This window comes from Gordonia sp. 852002-51296_SCH5728562-b, assembly GCF_001665475.1.
GTDB classification, from domain to species: Bacteria; Actinomycetota; Actinomycetes; order Mycobacteriales; family Mycobacteriaceae; genus Gordonia; species Gordonia sputi.
Genome location: NZ_LZMI01000070.1, coordinates 1 through 14,308, shown reverse-complemented (window position 1 = coordinate 14,308; position 14,308 = coordinate 1). Strand labels below are relative to the sequence as shown.

Annotated in this window: 18 protein-coding genes; 4 read left to right on the top strand and 14 right to left on the bottom strand. The window is 62.9% G+C overall.

Annotated elements, in window-relative coordinates; genetic code table 11:
* From A5766_RS13375 to A5766_RS13350, 6 genes are all read right to left on the bottom strand, one after another.
* Nucleotides 1-1,128, bottom strand: a 1,128-nt coding sequence (locus tag A5766_RS13375) for an AMP-binding protein (RefSeq protein ID WP_064905013.1), incomplete at its 3' end; no start/stop codon positions are given.
* 22 nt (nucleotides 1,129-1,150) lie between these two features.
* The gene (locus tag A5766_RS13370) at nucleotides 1,151-2,446 is read right to left on the bottom strand and encodes an MSMEG_0569 family flavin-dependent oxidoreductase (RefSeq protein ID WP_064905011.1); all 1,296 of its coding nucleotides are present in this window, start codon (nucleotides 2,444-2,446) and stop codon (nucleotides 1,151-1,153) included.
* 18 nt (nucleotides 2,447-2,464) lie between these two features.
* Entirely contained in the window at nucleotides 2,465-2,761 is a 297-nt protein-coding gene (locus tag A5766_RS13365; RefSeq protein ID WP_005203425.1) for an MSMEG_0570 family nitrogen starvation response protein, read from the bottom strand.
* On the bottom strand, nucleotides 2,754-3,653 hold the full coding sequence (locus tag A5766_RS13360; RefSeq protein WP_005203428.1) for a carbon-nitrogen hydrolase family protein: 900 nt from the start codon (nucleotides 3,651-3,653) through the stop codon (nucleotides 2,754-2,756). The genes A5766_RS13365 and A5766_RS13360 overlap by 8 nt, the downstream gene beginning before the upstream one ends.
* Before the next feature lie 34 nt (nucleotides 3,654-3,687).
* Nucleotides 3,688-4,212: an MSMEG_0572/Sll0783 family nitrogen starvation response protein gene (locus A5766_RS13355; RefSeq protein ID WP_005203430.1), complete on the bottom strand. Its 525-nt coding sequence runs from the start codon at nucleotides 4,210-4,212 to the stop codon at nucleotides 3,688-3,690.
* A gap of 414 nt (nucleotides 4,213-4,626) precedes the next feature.
* Entirely contained in the window at nucleotides 4,627-5,010 is a 384-nt protein-coding gene (locus tag A5766_RS13350; protein WP_005203433.1) for a DUF5997 family protein, read from the bottom strand.
* 46 nt (nucleotides 5,011-5,056) lie between these two features.
* Here A5766_RS13350 and A5766_RS13345 point away from each other — a divergent pair, with 46 nt between their 5' ends.
* Entirely contained in the window at nucleotides 5,057-5,818 is a 762-nt protein-coding gene (locus A5766_RS13345; RefSeq protein WP_051993739.1) for a LysR family transcriptional regulator substrate-binding protein, read from the top strand.
* Nucleotides 5,819-5,952: 134 nt separating this feature from the next.
* Here A5766_RS13345 and A5766_RS13340 read toward each other — a convergent pair whose 3' ends face one another.
* From A5766_RS13340 to A5766_RS13315, 6 genes are all read right to left on the bottom strand, one after another.
* Nucleotides 5,953-7,233: an FAD-binding oxidoreductase gene (locus A5766_RS13340; RefSeq protein WP_005203437.1), complete on the bottom strand. Its 1,281-nt coding sequence runs from the start codon at nucleotides 7,231-7,233 to the stop codon at nucleotides 5,953-5,955.
* Nucleotides 7,233-8,000, bottom strand: a complete 768-nt coding sequence (locus tag A5766_RS13335; protein ID WP_005203439.1) for an SDR family NAD(P)-dependent oxidoreductase — start codon at nucleotides 7,998-8,000, stop codon at nucleotides 7,233-7,235. Before A5766_RS13335 ends, A5766_RS13340 begins: the two co-directional genes overlap by 1 nt.
* A complete protein-coding gene (locus A5766_RS13330; RefSeq protein WP_005203441.1) occupies nucleotides 7,997-8,476 on the bottom strand; it encodes a MarR family winged helix-turn-helix transcriptional regulator in 480 nt (159 codons plus the stop codon). Before A5766_RS13330 ends, A5766_RS13335 begins: the two co-directional genes overlap by 4 nt.
* Nucleotides 8,477-8,571: 95 nt before the next feature.
* Nucleotides 8,572-9,423, bottom strand: coding sequence for an LLM class flavin-dependent oxidoreductase (locus A5766_RS13325; protein ID WP_005203443.1), 852 nt, complete (start codon nucleotides 9,421-9,423; stop codon nucleotides 8,572-8,574).
* A gap of 25 nt (nucleotides 9,424-9,448) precedes the next feature.
* Complete coding sequence (locus A5766_RS13320) at nucleotides 9,449-10,192, bottom strand: SDR family NAD(P)-dependent oxidoreductase (RefSeq protein WP_005203445.1); 744 nt, start codon at nucleotides 10,190-10,192, stop codon at nucleotides 9,449-9,451.
* Between the two features lie 120 nt (nucleotides 10,193-10,312).
* The gene (locus A5766_RS13315; RefSeq protein WP_005203447.1) at nucleotides 10,313-10,891 is read right to left on the bottom strand and encodes a TetR/AcrR family transcriptional regulator; all 579 of its coding nucleotides are present in this window, start codon (nucleotides 10,889-10,891) and stop codon (nucleotides 10,313-10,315) included.
* 398 nt (nucleotides 10,892-11,289) lie between these two features.
* Here A5766_RS13315 and A5766_RS13310 point away from each other — a divergent pair, with 398 nt between their 5' ends.
* Both A5766_RS13310 and A5766_RS24420 read left to right on the top strand, forming a co-directional pair.
* Nucleotides 11,290-11,997, top strand: coding sequence for a DUF6308 family protein (locus A5766_RS13310; RefSeq protein ID WP_064905010.1), 708 nt, complete (start codon nucleotides 11,290-11,292; stop codon nucleotides 11,995-11,997).
* A gap of 96 nt (nucleotides 11,998-12,093) precedes the next feature.
* A complete protein-coding gene (locus A5766_RS24420) occupies nucleotides 12,094-12,288 on the top strand; it encodes a hypothetical protein (RefSeq protein WP_141630777.1) in 195 nt (64 codons plus the stop codon).
* A 343-nt stretch (nucleotides 12,289-12,631) separates the two neighbouring features.
* Here A5766_RS24420 and A5766_RS13300 read toward each other — a convergent pair whose 3' ends face one another.
* The gene (locus A5766_RS13300; protein WP_141630776.1) at nucleotides 12,632-12,856 is read right to left on the bottom strand and encodes a hypothetical protein; all 225 of its coding nucleotides are present in this window, start codon (nucleotides 12,854-12,856) and stop codon (nucleotides 12,632-12,634) included.
* A gap of 121 nt (nucleotides 12,857-12,977) precedes the next feature.
* Between A5766_RS13300 and A5766_RS13295 the strand changes: the two genes are divergently transcribed.
* A complete protein-coding gene (locus A5766_RS13295) occupies nucleotides 12,978-13,727 on the top strand; it encodes a hypothetical protein (protein WP_156527457.1) in 750 nt (249 codons plus the stop codon).
* Between the two features lie 372 nt (nucleotides 13,728-14,099).
* Here the strand turns inward: A5766_RS13295 and A5766_RS25045 are convergent.
* Nucleotides 14,100-14,308: hypothetical protein (locus A5766_RS25045; protein ID WP_231894639.1), on the bottom strand; the 209-nt coding region annotated here is incomplete at its 5' end.

Sequence of the window (14,308 nt, the reverse complement as noted above, 5' to 3'; positions counted from 1 at the left end):
CCGGTCCATCACGTAGAGGTTCTCGTCGGCGTCGAGAAAACCGAGGTCGCCGAGGGTATCCCAACCATCTGCGCCGCGGCGCGACTGCGCACCCAGATAGCTGTAGGACGGTCCGTCTCCGCGGCGCATCCAGATCAATCCCGTTTCGCCGGTGTCCGCACGGGTGCCATCGTCGCGTCGAATAGCGACCTCGGTGCCCCCGATAGGCCGACCGACAGTGCCGGGGTGCGCGAGCCACTCGTGCCCTGTCACCATCGTGACGCCGTTGGATTCGCTACCCGCATACACCTCGACCACGCGGTGCGCGCCCAGCCACTTGATCAGTGCGCGCTTGTCGGGCACAGGACACCGTCCGCCGATGTGCAGAATCGATGCCAACGAACTCATGTCGTGTTCCGCACGTATCTCCTCCGGTAGGCGGACCAGCCGCCGGATCGATGGAGGCGAGAGGACTGTCCAGGTCACCGAATGTCTGTCCACCAGCTCTAGAAATCGGCGCTCGTCGAAGTCCGGTTCGATGATCAGGCGATGGCCGGCGGTCAAGCCCCGGAACGCGTAGGTGAAGGCGGTCGAATGCCACAGCGGAGAGGTCACCAACTGTGTTGCCGCGCAGGGGAAGAACGGTGCCACTCGAGCACCAGGGTCAACCAGTGCGGGAGTCATGGAACGAACGATCTTCGGTAGTCCTGTGCTCCCGGAGGATGCGGGCGCCTTCCATGAACTTGCCCAGATATCGGGGAGCGTGTCTGCCGGCAGGTCACGCGCATCGTTCTCGTCGACCGTGACTGTTCGCGGAGATACGTTGTCGCCGACGATAACTCGAGGCTGGGCGATCCGTTCGAGCATTTCCCGCTCGTCTGCGGGCATCACCGGGTCGAGCGGCATCGGTGTGGCGCCCGCACGCCACACCGCGACGCACGCAACCACGAAGGCGGCGCTGTTGTGTAAGGCCACTTCAACGACATCGTCGTGGGCGACGTGATGGCGCTGCAAGAGATGAGCCAGCCGGTTGGCCCGCACGTCAATCTCACCGGCGGTCACCGGCCCGTGGGCGTCGATGACCATGACTTCGCCCGGCGAGGTACGCGCGCGATCAGCGAATACCGAGGAGATCGACTGCACAGTCACGTCGGCTACCTGTGGTCCCGGGCTATCCGACGGCGAGTCTGAGCCCGGGCAGACCGAGTGCGCCGGTGACGGATTCAGCGATGTGACGTGCGTCGCGGTCGATTCCGAGGAACCGTCCCGAACCCCAGGTATGCATCCACGGGAGGCCGATGAAGCTCAGTCCTGGTACCTGGGTGATGCCGCGGGTCTGCATCGGCCGGCCCGCACCGTCGAATGCGCTTGCCTCGATCCAGCGGTAGTCCGGCCGGTACCCGATCGCCCACACGATGCTGGTGATGCCCTCCTCGACCAAGTCGACCGCGGAGGGTTCGGTTTCGGGTTCCCAAACGGGCTCGTAGCGCGAAGCGGGAGGCGCGTCGATTCCGGCCTTCTCGATGTAGCGGTCGATGTCGGCGCAGATCGAGTTGTACACCGAGTCGGCCTGGTCGAGCGATTCGCGCAGGGTCGGCGCGAACCGCAGGACCGTGTCCTTACCGTCGGTCAGATGCCCGTAGAGCTTCATCCCTTCGACGGCGAACTGTCGCAGATCGACGTCTCGCCCACCATCGCGGCCAGTGACATAGTGATTGGTCTTCTCCTGTGCCGCTTTGCCTCCGGGGAACTGTTCGGTCGGTGTGTCGTAGATGCCCATGTCCGCCAACCAGGTCATGCAGTCGCGGCCGCGGTAAGTGCGCGCAACCCTCGGCGCGTTGCCGATGGCGAGATGCACCTGCCGACCTGCGAGGTGGAGGTCCTCGGCGATTTGTGCGCCGGATTGTCCGGACCCGACGACGAGAACGGCGCCGGATGGTAGCTGATCAGGTGTGAAGTACTGCTCTGAGTGGATCTGCTTTACAGACGTGTCCAACGACGGTGCGAACGATGGCACCACCGGCAACGGATAGCCGCCAGTCGCGACGACAACCTGGTCACAGGTCAGCAATTCGACAGATTCGTCGGTGGTGAGGGTGAGCTCGAAGCCAGTATCCCCGATGGTTCGCAGGCGAGTGACCGTGGTGTGTTCTCGCAGTGGGGCAGTGAAGGTTTCACGCCATTCGGCGAGCCATTCGACAACTTCGTCGCGGGTCATGAAGCCGTCGGGGTCCGGGCCGTCGTAGGCGTAGCCGGGCAGCCGGCAATGCCAGTTCGGGGTGACGAGGGTGAAGTTGTCCCACCGCTTGGACTGCCATGCATGGACGGCGGTCCGCGATTCGATCACGGTGTGCTCGATACCCGCGCGGCCGAGATACCAGCTGACCGACAGGCCTGCTTGTCCGCCGCCGATGATCGCCACCGGAATGTGGGTGGTGTGGGGTGTGGAATGAGCTGGTGCGCTCATGATGTCTCCAGAATGTGGTCAGGGAGTGGGTAGTGGCGGATGCATGTCGAGAACCTCGACGGTCGACTCGTCGTCGTATCGGCGTGCTGTGTTGTTGATGTCCTCAGTGGTTGCAGCGGCAGACGTACAAGCAAATCCATACTTGGCGCGGACACGCTCAGCGGCTTCGCCGAGAGCGGCGTCGGTGCGGGTTAGGAATTCAGCCACCGTGTAACTACTGCCGACAGTTAGGTGGTCGTGCATGACGAGACTCGGCGAATAGCACTGCTGCACAGCGCCATCGGGCCACCTCACGGTGAACGTCATCTCAGGCATGAGCAAGGTCCCGCCATCCAGCGGTTCCGGTCGGGTCGACCTCGACGAGTTCACCGTAGACGTCCGGACGACGATCTCGCAGGTGAAACATCCCGCCTCGCATCGCGGTGAAGGTCCCGGCGATGTCGACGTCGGCTACGGCGAGTCCGCTTTCGAGCAGCGTGGTGTCGAGGATGTTGCCACCGGGATCGACGATCTTGGCGTTGCCGACGTACCGCAACGAACCGAACGTTCCCGATTGGTTTGCGGCAACCCAGAACACCTGGTTATCGAGGGCACGGGCCGTATCGAAGAGATTGAACCGGTATGTCCAGCGATCGTCCTGTAGATTCTCGGCGGTCGCGGTACGCGCCGCCGGCCATGCCGAGAGACTTGCGATGATCTCGGCGCCGTTCAGCGCCATGATGCGCGCAGCTTCGGGAAATGCTTTGTCATAACAGATTTGGAGTCCGACGCGCCCGACAGGAGTATCGAAGACTCGGTACTCCGAACCCGACGAGTAGGACATGTTCTCGCCAAGCGGTTGGTGCACTTTGCGATAGTTGCCGTAGATCTGGTCGCCGTCGAGGACCGCGGCAGCGTTGTAGCGTGTCACGCCGTCCTCAGCGAGTTCGCAAAAGCCTATGGCGATCACCATGTCGCCGACAATCTCCTGCACGCGTGCGATTTCGGGACCGTCGAGGCTGATGGCCGGCGGCAACGATCGCTTGGTGTTCTTGACGGTGTCGCCGTGGTTACCGAGCGATGAGAGGTATCCGCCGATCGCAGCCTCGGGAAACACCAGGAACTCGACACCTCGTGCGCGGGCCTGCGCTACATAGTCGGCGATTGTCTGATAGTTCTGTTCAAGGTCGCGCGTGAAGTTCGCGGCGACCGTACCAATTGTGGTCATGTGAATGTCTCTCGGGGAGTGGGGATCTCGACGATCAGACCATGTAGGTGGAGTTGATGATCGCACCCTTGCGGGCGTAGTGAATCAGCGCGTCCTGCACGTCGAGCGGATGTGCCGGAATGACGCCCTCGATCAGATCTTCTTCCCGCCCACCGTGCAACGCGAGTCCGAACCGACACGCAAAGACGGTTCCACCCTCCTTGATGAAGGTCTCCAACGCGTCGTTGATGTTCTGCTCGCCGGGGAAGCCGGAGTCACCGGTCTTTGGAAACCCGCGTGTGGCAAGGCAATTGATTGCTCCGGGACCGTAGAAGTAGATAGCCGACTCGAAGCCCTTGCGTAGCGCGCGGGTGGCCTGCAGTACTGCGACGAACGATACCGAGGACTCGTGCGCGATGCCGTGGACGAGCGTGAAGTAGGTTTCGCCTTCCTCCGCCTGGTAGTCGGGGAAGATCTTGGTGCCGCCGTAGATATTCGAACCCTTGGGCAGGGAGGGATGCGGAATCTCGGCGAGAGACTTCGCAATGTTCTCGGTGATGGTGTCGTCGAACATGGCCATGGGGTTACTCCTCGATGAGACGGGCGAGACCGCCGTCGTGTGATGGGGGTGTGCGGGCGACACTGCCCACTGGCGAAGAATTGATGGTCGGATGGCCTGGGATACTTGACGTTCCGACTGACAACAGTTCACGCCCGATTTATTACGTGATGGTTACTGATGGAAAAATTGACGCCTGGGTCGAGTTAACGTGAGCGTCTGGATCCGCCGCGGATCGTCAGGTCGCAAACGCGCTCGGTCGCCTGCGCTGCTATGGGGCCGACTGAGAACTATTCGTGGTGTCCAAAGGGCGCTAGAGGCCGTTGAGAGGTGCAGCGGGCAACGGAGCAGCCGCCGCAAGGGAGCGCGTGGCCGGGGAAGCCGGCGCACGACGACGTGGCCGCGGCGACAACGCCGAATCAGCACGGCGGCAGCTCACTCCTCGCTGGTGGGTTCCTCACGCTCGCGCCGACGGTCGGCTTGCAAGGATTTGATCCGACGCTCCTCGCGCAGGGCCTCGACGTGCTTGGTGCGCTCGGCGGCGAGCCAGTCGGGCATCTCTTCGAGCAACGCGTTGATCTGATCGGTCGTCAACGCTTCGGTCACCTCGCCCCGGACCAGCCCGGAGTTGGAGATCCCGAGTTTGGCGGCTACCAGATTCTTCGGGTGCGGTCCGTTCGCACGCAGATCGCGCAACCACTGCGGCGGATCGGCCTGCCAGGCCGACACCTGTTCCCGGGTTATCGTTCCGGAGCGAAACTCGTCGGGTGTCGCGGGGAGGTAGATGTCGAGCTTCTTGGCGGCGGTGGCCGGCTTCATGGACTGCGAGCTCATACTCGCAGCGTATCCCCGGTAGCCTCGGGGCGTGAATTCGCCCGTCGATCCCAATGAGTCCAGCACTGTGGTCTTCCGGCTCGCGTTTGTGCCGGGTACAACACCCGGGAAGTGGGTCAGCATTTTCGAGGAACGCCACCCGGACGTCCGACTCGACCTTGTACCGACTGCGGTCGCCGACACCGCCGCAGCGCTTATCGACCGCAGCGTCGACATCGCGATCACCAGGCTGCCCGACGCACTCTCACATGCCGATCTGGGTCCGCACCACACCATCGCCCTGTACGAAGAGACGACGGTGGCGGTTATGGGTAAGGACAATGTGCTCACCGCAGGTGACGAGTTGTCGCGGGCCGACCTTGCCGACGAGAACGTGCTTTGGCCCCTCGATGAACCGCTCGTCGTCACCGAACGTCCTGGTAATGCCGTGGACCATCGGCCGGAGACGACCGCCGACGCGATCGAACTCGTGGCCAGCGGAATGGGGGTGGTGCTGGTGCCGCAGTCGCTGGCGCGTTTGCACCACCGCCGCGATCTCGACTATCGCCCGGTCACCGACGTCCCGACAAGCACCGTCGGACTGCTGTGGCCGCAGCCGACTTCGGATCTGGCCGCGGAGTTCATCGGGATTGTGCGTGGACGCAAGGCCACGTCGTCGCGTGGCACGTCCGAACCGCCACCGAAGCGGTCGGCGAAAGAGAAGGCGGCGGCCAAGCGGGCATCTCGCGAAGCGGCCGGAACGATACCGACACGCGGAAAAGTGAAGGCGCGCAAAACTCGGAGGTCGCGGTAAAACCTACTGTTGGGCTGCGCATCTCGAATCCGAACTTCTGCACGGCTGTCCGCCTCTACCACCGCTCAGGCGAACCGCGCAATTGACTCGCCGATCCGTTACCGCCGCGCGTCCCAGTTGAGCGAGAGGGCTTCTCAGCGAACGGTGGCGTCGAAGTTCTGGGTGAACACGCCATCGGGATCCCATTTGTGCTTGATTGTGCGCAGCCGCGCGAGAGTCGGCGCTGGAAACGCCGCGTCGATGTCTTCTGGCCGGTGGTTTGACTCGAAGCTGAGGTAGATGCCGTCTCGACGAGCGCGGATTGGTTCCCACGCGTCGTCGAACGCCTGGGAGGCGTGGTCGGCGACAGCGGTGACCGAGAAGTTCTGGGCGCGGTGAGCGTACGCGGTGGCATCTGCCGGCACGTCGTTGATCGCCCCTCCTGCAGAACGGATCTGGATCATCTGCGCACCGTTGGATGCGAGGAGCTCGCCGATGTCGGCGGCGAGATCATCGTCGAGATGTTCGACGAGTGCCGTGTGCATGACAGCGGGTTGCTGGCCGACATGCGGCGCGCCGGAGGTGAGCAGGACGGCCGGGTAGGGAACCAATTCGGCTCGTGCGCCGACGATGTCGGGCAGCTCCGTAAACGGTGTGAGTGCGCGGGTCGCCGCCGCCGCGTCGTCGCCGGCGTAGACGACCGTCGCTTGCGCGAATGGTCGCGCACCGGCACCGATGTACAGGAACGCCGAGATTTCGCGAGGAGCGGTCTCGACCTCACGTCCCCAATCGGCGAGAAACGTTGCCGCGTCGGAGATGTCGTATGCCAGCGCCGCCCGCGCCACCGTGGGCGTGGTGCCTGCCTCGAACTCGAATCGGGTGACGATCCCGACGTTGGCACCCGCGCCGCGGATCGCCCAGAACAGGTCGGGGTGCTCGTCGTGCGACACCCGCATGATGCGTCCGTCGGCGGTGACCATCTCGGCCGCTCGTATGCGGTCGATGGTCAGCCCCTGCGCTCGTCCGAGCAGTCCGATTCCGCCGGTGGTCGCCAATCCACCAACGCCGACGTCGCCTGAGTCTCCGGAAGTCAGGGCCAGCCCCCAGCCGTAGAGACTACGAGCGACCGCGCCCCACCGCGCACCGGCACCGACGGCCACCCTCGCGTCCCCCACATGCTCCACATGATTGAGGTGCCGCAGATCGATGACGGTCCCTCCGTCATTGGTGGCGATGCTGCTGATCCCGTGCCCGCCGCTGCGGATCGCGAACGGATCTCTCTGCCCCACAGCAATTTCCAATGCGCGAGCCGTTTGTTCTGCATCAACCGGCAGAAGCACACGGGCTGGACTACCCGTGGCCGAGTAGACGTGCCGAACATCTTCGTAACCGGGGTCGCCGCGAGTAACGATGTGAAGCGCATCCGTCGTGCCCATCAGTGCGTCTCCGGTCCGACACGCTTGTCCGTGAGGTAGTGCACCGTGGTGTCGGTGAGAGGGCTGGTCCCGACGACCAACGCCGCGACATGCGCGCCGACCTCCTCGCCGTCGAGCCATGTCGGATCGTCGACGCCGGCGCGCTGCCGCGCACGCGTCCGTACGACGCCCAAGATCACCTGATAGAACCTCGGGCCACGGCCGTCCAGTTCGGCGGCGATCGTCCTCGTCAGCGACTTCGACGCCGCCGCACTCAATGCGACACCAGCTGCTCCGGGGAAGGGGATATCGGCACTCATTCCATTGAGTTGCAAGATCATTCCGGTGTGTGCTGTGTGCGGCAGAAAGCCGCGGAAGAGCCGAAAGACCGTCGTCAGATTGGCATCGAGCAGGTGTTGCCACTCGTCGTCGTTGAGTGACAGCGCGGGCCTGCGTCCCTGATTCCCCCAGGACGCGACCGCGACGACGACTCCGTCGAATGTTCCGTAGGTCGTGGCGAGCGCTTCGATCTGCGCGTCGAGATCGGGCGCTGATGCGTCCAGGAACTCGGTGTGCAGCCGCTGATCGGTCTCCGCGTCTACGACGTTCCGGCGCAGGTCGTCGAGTCGTCCACGATCACGCCCGGTTGCGATGACCGTCGCGCCATCGTCGAGCAATGTGCGAACGACACCTTCCCCGACGCCGCCGGAGCCGCCGATGACAACGACTGTCTTTCCCTGGAGGTCCGGTGTCGTTAGTTCCCAGGCCGGGTGTAGTGCAGTGGTCATGCTTGTGCTCCTTGCGTGTTGGCGGCGACTCGCGCCGCGTTGGTTTCCAGTGCGGTCAGGACGTCTCCGAGTGCGGCCAGCTGCGCGTCGGTGAGTGCATCACCGAACCACTGTTTCGCCGCCCGCAGGTGTGGTCCGACGGCCCTGCGATGTGCGCGGCGACCGTCATCGGTCAGCGAGATCGTTGACGCGCGACCATCACCATCGATCTCCGGTCCGCGCTCGAGCAGGCCCCGTTTCTCCATCCGACCGAGTTGGTGTGCAAGGCGGCTGGAGTCCCAGCCCATCTCCCGTGCGCAATCCGACGGCCGCGCAGATCCGCCGGCCTCGACGAGATGAGCCAACACGGTGAATTCCTGCTCGGAGAGGCCCGCGTCCTTGAGTCCCCGACCAACCTCGCGTCGCAGGGTCTCGGTCACGGTCTGTAAGCGCTGCCAGACGTCGAGTTGGCGAGCCGATAGGTTATTAGCTGACATGTCAGGTAAAACCGATCGATCGCTGAACTATTCCCGCGGTAGCGGGCCAGTTCTCGACACGCCGGATGCTTAGCAGTGCATTCGGCAGACTGCGTTCAGCCGATGATGTTGTCCGCCACCCAGAGTGCTGCGTGCGCCGGAAAGAGCGCGGGCAGGATGAGAACAATGTGCGTGAAGCCCGCGTCGACGACTTCAGCGATAGCGGCCCGCGTCTGAGCGGGATGCTCGTAGGACGTCGGCAACGCAACCGATCGCACGATCGACGCCGGGTCGCGACCGACCTCGTCGCACAGTCGATTGAGCAGCGCATTGCGCTCGACCATCTCTGCGATGTCGCCGCCCGGCATGTTCCAGATGTCCGCGTGCTGAGCGACCACCCGCAGTGTTGCCCGCGATCGCCCACCGATCAGCAGGGGTGGGTGCGGACGCTGCAGTGGCTTGGGATTACCCACCGCCCCGGTCAACACGACGTGCTCGCCGGTGAAGTCGAACGGATCGTGCTCCGTCCAGAGCCGTTTGATCACTTCACACGCCTCAGCGAGCGCATCCACTGACTGCCCGAAACTGTTGTACGGCAACCCATTTGCCTCGTACTCACGGCGAGCTATCGGAATCCGAAGATTGGAACCCGCGCCGATGCCGAAGTCCAGCCGACCGTCGGACACGACGTCGACGGTGGCTGCGATCTTCGCCAGCATCGCAGGCGGACGGAAGCGGTTGCTCGTCACCAGCATTCCGACCCGTACCCTCTCGGTGATCGCGGCCAGCGCCGAGAGCAGCGTCCACCCTTCGAAGATGGGTCCCTCCAGCGGTCCCCCGATCGGCAGGAGGTGGTCGAACAACCACATGTGTTCGATCGCCGGTATGCCGTCGGCGTCTTGCCACACCTGGAGTAGGTCGGAGTAGTTAACCTGTTGCGGCCCAGTCAAAATCCCGAATGACGGCATCACGCTTCTCCCTCGGTGCGGGCGCCTACCATGCCACCGGACCGTTGACGTCGGTGAACGTACCGGTGGGTCCGTCCGCCGTTATCGACGCCATACGCACGGCGGAGACGGCGCCTTCAGCGGGAGTCAGGACTCCCCTGTGTCCGTTGAGGTCGGTGGCGACGAAGCCGGGGCACACCGCGTTGACGAGGATGTTGTCGGCGGCGAGATCCCTGGCGTACTGCAGGGTGATCGCGGTCAGCGCCGTCTTGGACGGGACGTAACCCAGCGCGACCGGGGCCAACTCGAAGGTCTGCGGATCCGTCATCATCGTGAACGACCCTGCACTGCTGGACACATTGACGATGCGCGCGGCCTTCGACTTCCGCAGCAGCGGCAGGAAGGCACTCGTCACATTGATGACGCCGAATACGTTGGTCTCGAACACGAATCGGATGTCGTCGACGTTGGCCGAGCGAGGTAGCTGACCGGAGAAGTCCGAACCCGGCCGGTGGCTGATACCGGCATTGTTGACCAGTGCGTCGACCCGCCCGAACAGGCTCTCGACCGTTTTCGCAGCAGCCGCGGCCGACGCGGAATCGGTGACGTCGAGAGCGACGGCGACCGCCTCGCCGCCACTAGCGCGGATCTCCGCGACGACCTGTTCCCCGGCTTCTTGGTTGCGCGCCCCGACCACCACCGCGTTGCCCAGGTCGGCGAGCCGCTTGGCGATCTCGCGGCCGATCCCCTTGTTTGCGCCGATTACCACTGCGATCTGCTTGTCACTCATCGGCTCTCCCTGAGTTCTACGTTCACGGCGCCGCTTCCAGACACTTGCTAACCGGAGCGGTACTCCACTTAAGGTAGCGGATAACCTATCCGGTTAGCAAGAGGCGGTGACCCGCAGGAGCTACGTCGGGATACGAAGGCCGTCCAGGAAGGTCGCGAGAATCGGCCGACGGTAGCGCGCGTCTCCGGGGATGGCCGCGATCGCGACAACGGAATCGAGAATCTGTTCCAGTGACAGGTCGCCGCGGACTTCCTGCGCGTGCTGCGCAGCGATGAGCAGTGGTCGGCCGGAAGCGACTACTCGCGCTCGACTGGTGTCGAACATTGTCTCGTCGCCGTCGACATGGGCCAGCAGGTCCGCAGCGAATGGGCGCTTATTCAGCGCGAACGTCATGAAACTCCGCAGCCAGTACTCGAGCCTTTCGGCAGGCGTATCGCCCTCCGCGTCCTCGCCTGCGTCGCAGATGACCTGGACCTCGCCCTGGTAGAGCGCTTCGAGCAGGGCGCGGCGGTCGGCGAAGTTGCGGTAGACGGTCGCCATACCCACGCCGGCACGGCGGGAGATTTCAGCCATGGACACGTCGCTGCCGGATTCCTCGAACGCCGAGCGGGCAGCGGCGAGGATCTTGTCGCGGTTGCGCTCGGCGTCGGCGCGGCGAGAAGAGGCTTGCGCAGCCGACGGGGGCCTCGCTGCGTTCATTCGTGGTTAGCCTGTCCGGTTAATGATACGGATCGCGCGTCCGCTACGGGTAAAGCATAACGTTTCGGCACGGGATCGAGCGCCAGTGCGTTAGTCAATCGTGGAGGCCGTGACCCTGCGGGCGGCCGCAACCTGGTCGGCAGAGAACGCGTCGCTAAGTCGGCGAAGTTCGACCTGCTCATCGACAACCATCGCTCCGGAATCACGCAAATCGTCGCTCATGTAAACAGGAACACTTCCAGCCAGACCGGACTGCGATGTGACCCAGTGTTCAATTCGATCGAATCGACTTAGGTTCCAGCTCGTCTCCATCCGGATCACAGTCAAGCTCCGTACAAGCTCACATCATTCTTTCGTTTTCGCACGTGCTGCAAAGTGCACGTCGATAGATTCCTCTCATGAGTATCGATGGCTTCCTTGTGCCGCCCATCTTCAATATCGAAAGTGAGACAGCCGCCGTCGACGCGCTGCGCAAGTACTTCACCGTCAACGGTGTGCCCGCGTTCTCCGGATCAAGGTTCGAGCGATTCGCGGGTGGCGGAGACCGCACCGAAGTCGCTGACGAGTTCACTAGCGACGACTTGGTTGCGGTCACCCTGCTCAGCGTCGATATCCCCGGTCAGGCGGCGTTGCGGATCACAGGCGATAACGATTCGTCCTACGCAGCGAGCGTCGGTGAGCAGTTGCGTCTGCTGCCCACTGATGTCGAACTCGTCGACGCCGACGACGAATTACTAAGCACTGCAGAGAAACTCTGGACATTGCTGCGCGATAACCGCGGCGTCGGCACCACAAAGACCAGCAAGCTGTTGGCGCGCAAGCGGCCTCACCTGCTACCCGTCATCGACTCGGTCGTGAAACGAGCTGTGGGTCACAACCCCCGGCGGCACAACTTCTATCGAAACCTCCGAGCTGCGCTGACCGCCGACGACCGTCGACTCCATGCTCGTCTGATCGAAATCCGCGACGACGCCGAGATTGGTGACGACATCAGCGCGATCAGAGTGTTCGACATCCTTGCCTGGATGTGGGGCAGCGGTAGGACTCTTCTTGATCCCGAGCGTGGCGAGCTGTCTGCGCGACCTTCAGTTGAAGACGGAAAGTAGCGATGAAGACTCTGTAGGTTCCATCGGAGTGTGTCAGTAAGCACCCGCAGTGGCCGCAGTTTTCCAGGCTATGTCATACGCAGATTCCATCGCGATGTGGCAGTTTCCTTGCCCGAAGGAAGGGCTTCCAGCCCGCGCGTCGGCGCGTTGGGCCACTTCGCGGCTCGAGGTGTCACCGCTGAGAACACCACACCCGTCGACGGCTACTTCATTGTCAGCACTCGCGCTGATGCCAGCGCAACCGATGAGGTCGGCCGTGTCGATTCCGTCATCTACGACTGGATGCGGTGAAATACTTACCCCACCAGAAGCATTCGATTTGCACGGACCAAATTAGACGTCGGTCGCGGCGACACGACGTCGACGCGGAAGGCGAGGTCGGCGATGTGGCCTAAGCCGCTCAGAGTGACATTTGGCAGTCCTGCGGGACGGAGAGTGTGACAGATCCCTGCGCGGAGAACAGCCACGCCCGAGGGAGGGTCAAGCCGTGGGGTTGTGGTGCGGCCGAGATGATGTCACCAGTTCGAAGATCCACGTTTGTCGGGATGACGGTGGTCGTTGCGACTGCCCACGCATCAACGGTGAAGCACAATCCTGCGACTGCGACCACCACCATCAATGTCGCTAGCGCCCGCTACACCTGCAGCCCGTAACCGGAAGTCAGCCAGTAAGCTGCCAACAACGCGGGCTCTCCCGACCACCGTGCTGCGGCTAGGCGCCGCATTTCCATTTCGCCGTAGTAGAAGTTGGCGGCGCCGGGCCCATCTTTGCTGTCCTCGAGCGCTTTCCGCAACGCCCAGTACGTGGTTGACACCTCACGAGCCGTCACCGTCGGACGTCGCGATGACACGTCGGTCAATGCGCCACCGCGCGAACCCTGTGCCCGCGATTGCTGACCAGCACGTCGTCGCCGGCGATTACTGTTCTGCAGGACTGAGGATTTCATTGGCCCAGGACTTAGTGGGCTACTCTAATGACTCATGGTTGATACCACCGCGAACGTCGATCCAGCTTCGATGGCGATGCTGGGATTCGCCGATTTCGTTAGCGAAACTGTTGACTTTGCCGACTCCGCGACTAAGGGCATCAAGCTAGCGAACAAGCTCCACAACTTCGGACGCTCGATCGGGGTGAACCAGCGCGCTCAGCGCCATACGTCTGACCAGCAGCATGTCCTGCATGGGCTTCTGCTTATCGCGACGTGGGGGGCATTTGAGGCATCGTTTGACGACTACTGTATCGGCGTGCTCCGCGCAGACCCTGCGGTATCGGATGCAGAATCTGAGTATGCGCGGCTGATACGAAAAACTCGCCGTGAAAAGGCACCGATAAAATTTGAAAAGGTGTTGAGGCCGCTTCAGCGCGATGGGGAGATCCCAGAAGGCCTGCTCACGGCCCTAAAGAGCGCAAATCAGACCCGCAACATCTGGGCGCACAATCGTGGCGTTGCGGACGCAGAGTTTGTGGAGCGTGCATCACATCTCGGGCACACCGTGGGCGAGAGGGTGATCATGGACAGCCGTCTCTACACGCGCTACGCCTTCACCATCGGCACGTACGCTGTGTTCCTCATATCGAGACAGTTGCAAGCGGCAACTGGCGCAGAACGGGCGTTGCCCACCTCAGTAATGGATAAAAACCCCTTCCGAGCGGACTACATAAGTGTATTCGGAGACAATCCTGTATCGTCGCCAATTTCTGCCGCGATGCCATTGCGCCAGGAGAATTGAATCTCTTGCCGTTCCAGGCCAGTTCGGTAACCACGCCGCGACAAATGATGTTGGCGTCTACGTGGAATACTCTTCCGGTCACCGAGTGCGGGCGAGTATGTCGACCACAAGAGGAAACTGTTTCAGCCCGCGCGTCGGCGCGTTGCACCACTTCGCATCTCGAGGTGTCACCGCCGAGAACACCCATCCGTCGACGGCCACTTCATCGCCCGCACTCGCGCTGAGGCTACCGCAACCGATGAGGTTGGCCGTGTCGGTTCCGTCATCTACGAGTGGATGCGCGGTGAGACACTCAGCCCACCACAAGCATTCGATTTGCACGGACCAAAGTAGACGCCGCCGGGGCGCCACGAAGTCAACGCAACCAACGTGTCAGCGTTTAGTGCGGTTGCAGATAGCCAATACCGCTAGGGCGAGCAACTCCGGCCCGATGACGCGGGCGGCGAGGTCGACGATGTGGCCGAAGCCGCTCAAGGTGAGACCGGACAATCCTGCCAGCCGAAATGGCAGGTCCCCGATAACCGGTCCAGGCAGTTCTAGAGCCAGTTCCTTGTTGTGATCGTCAGTCGATCTCGCAGCCC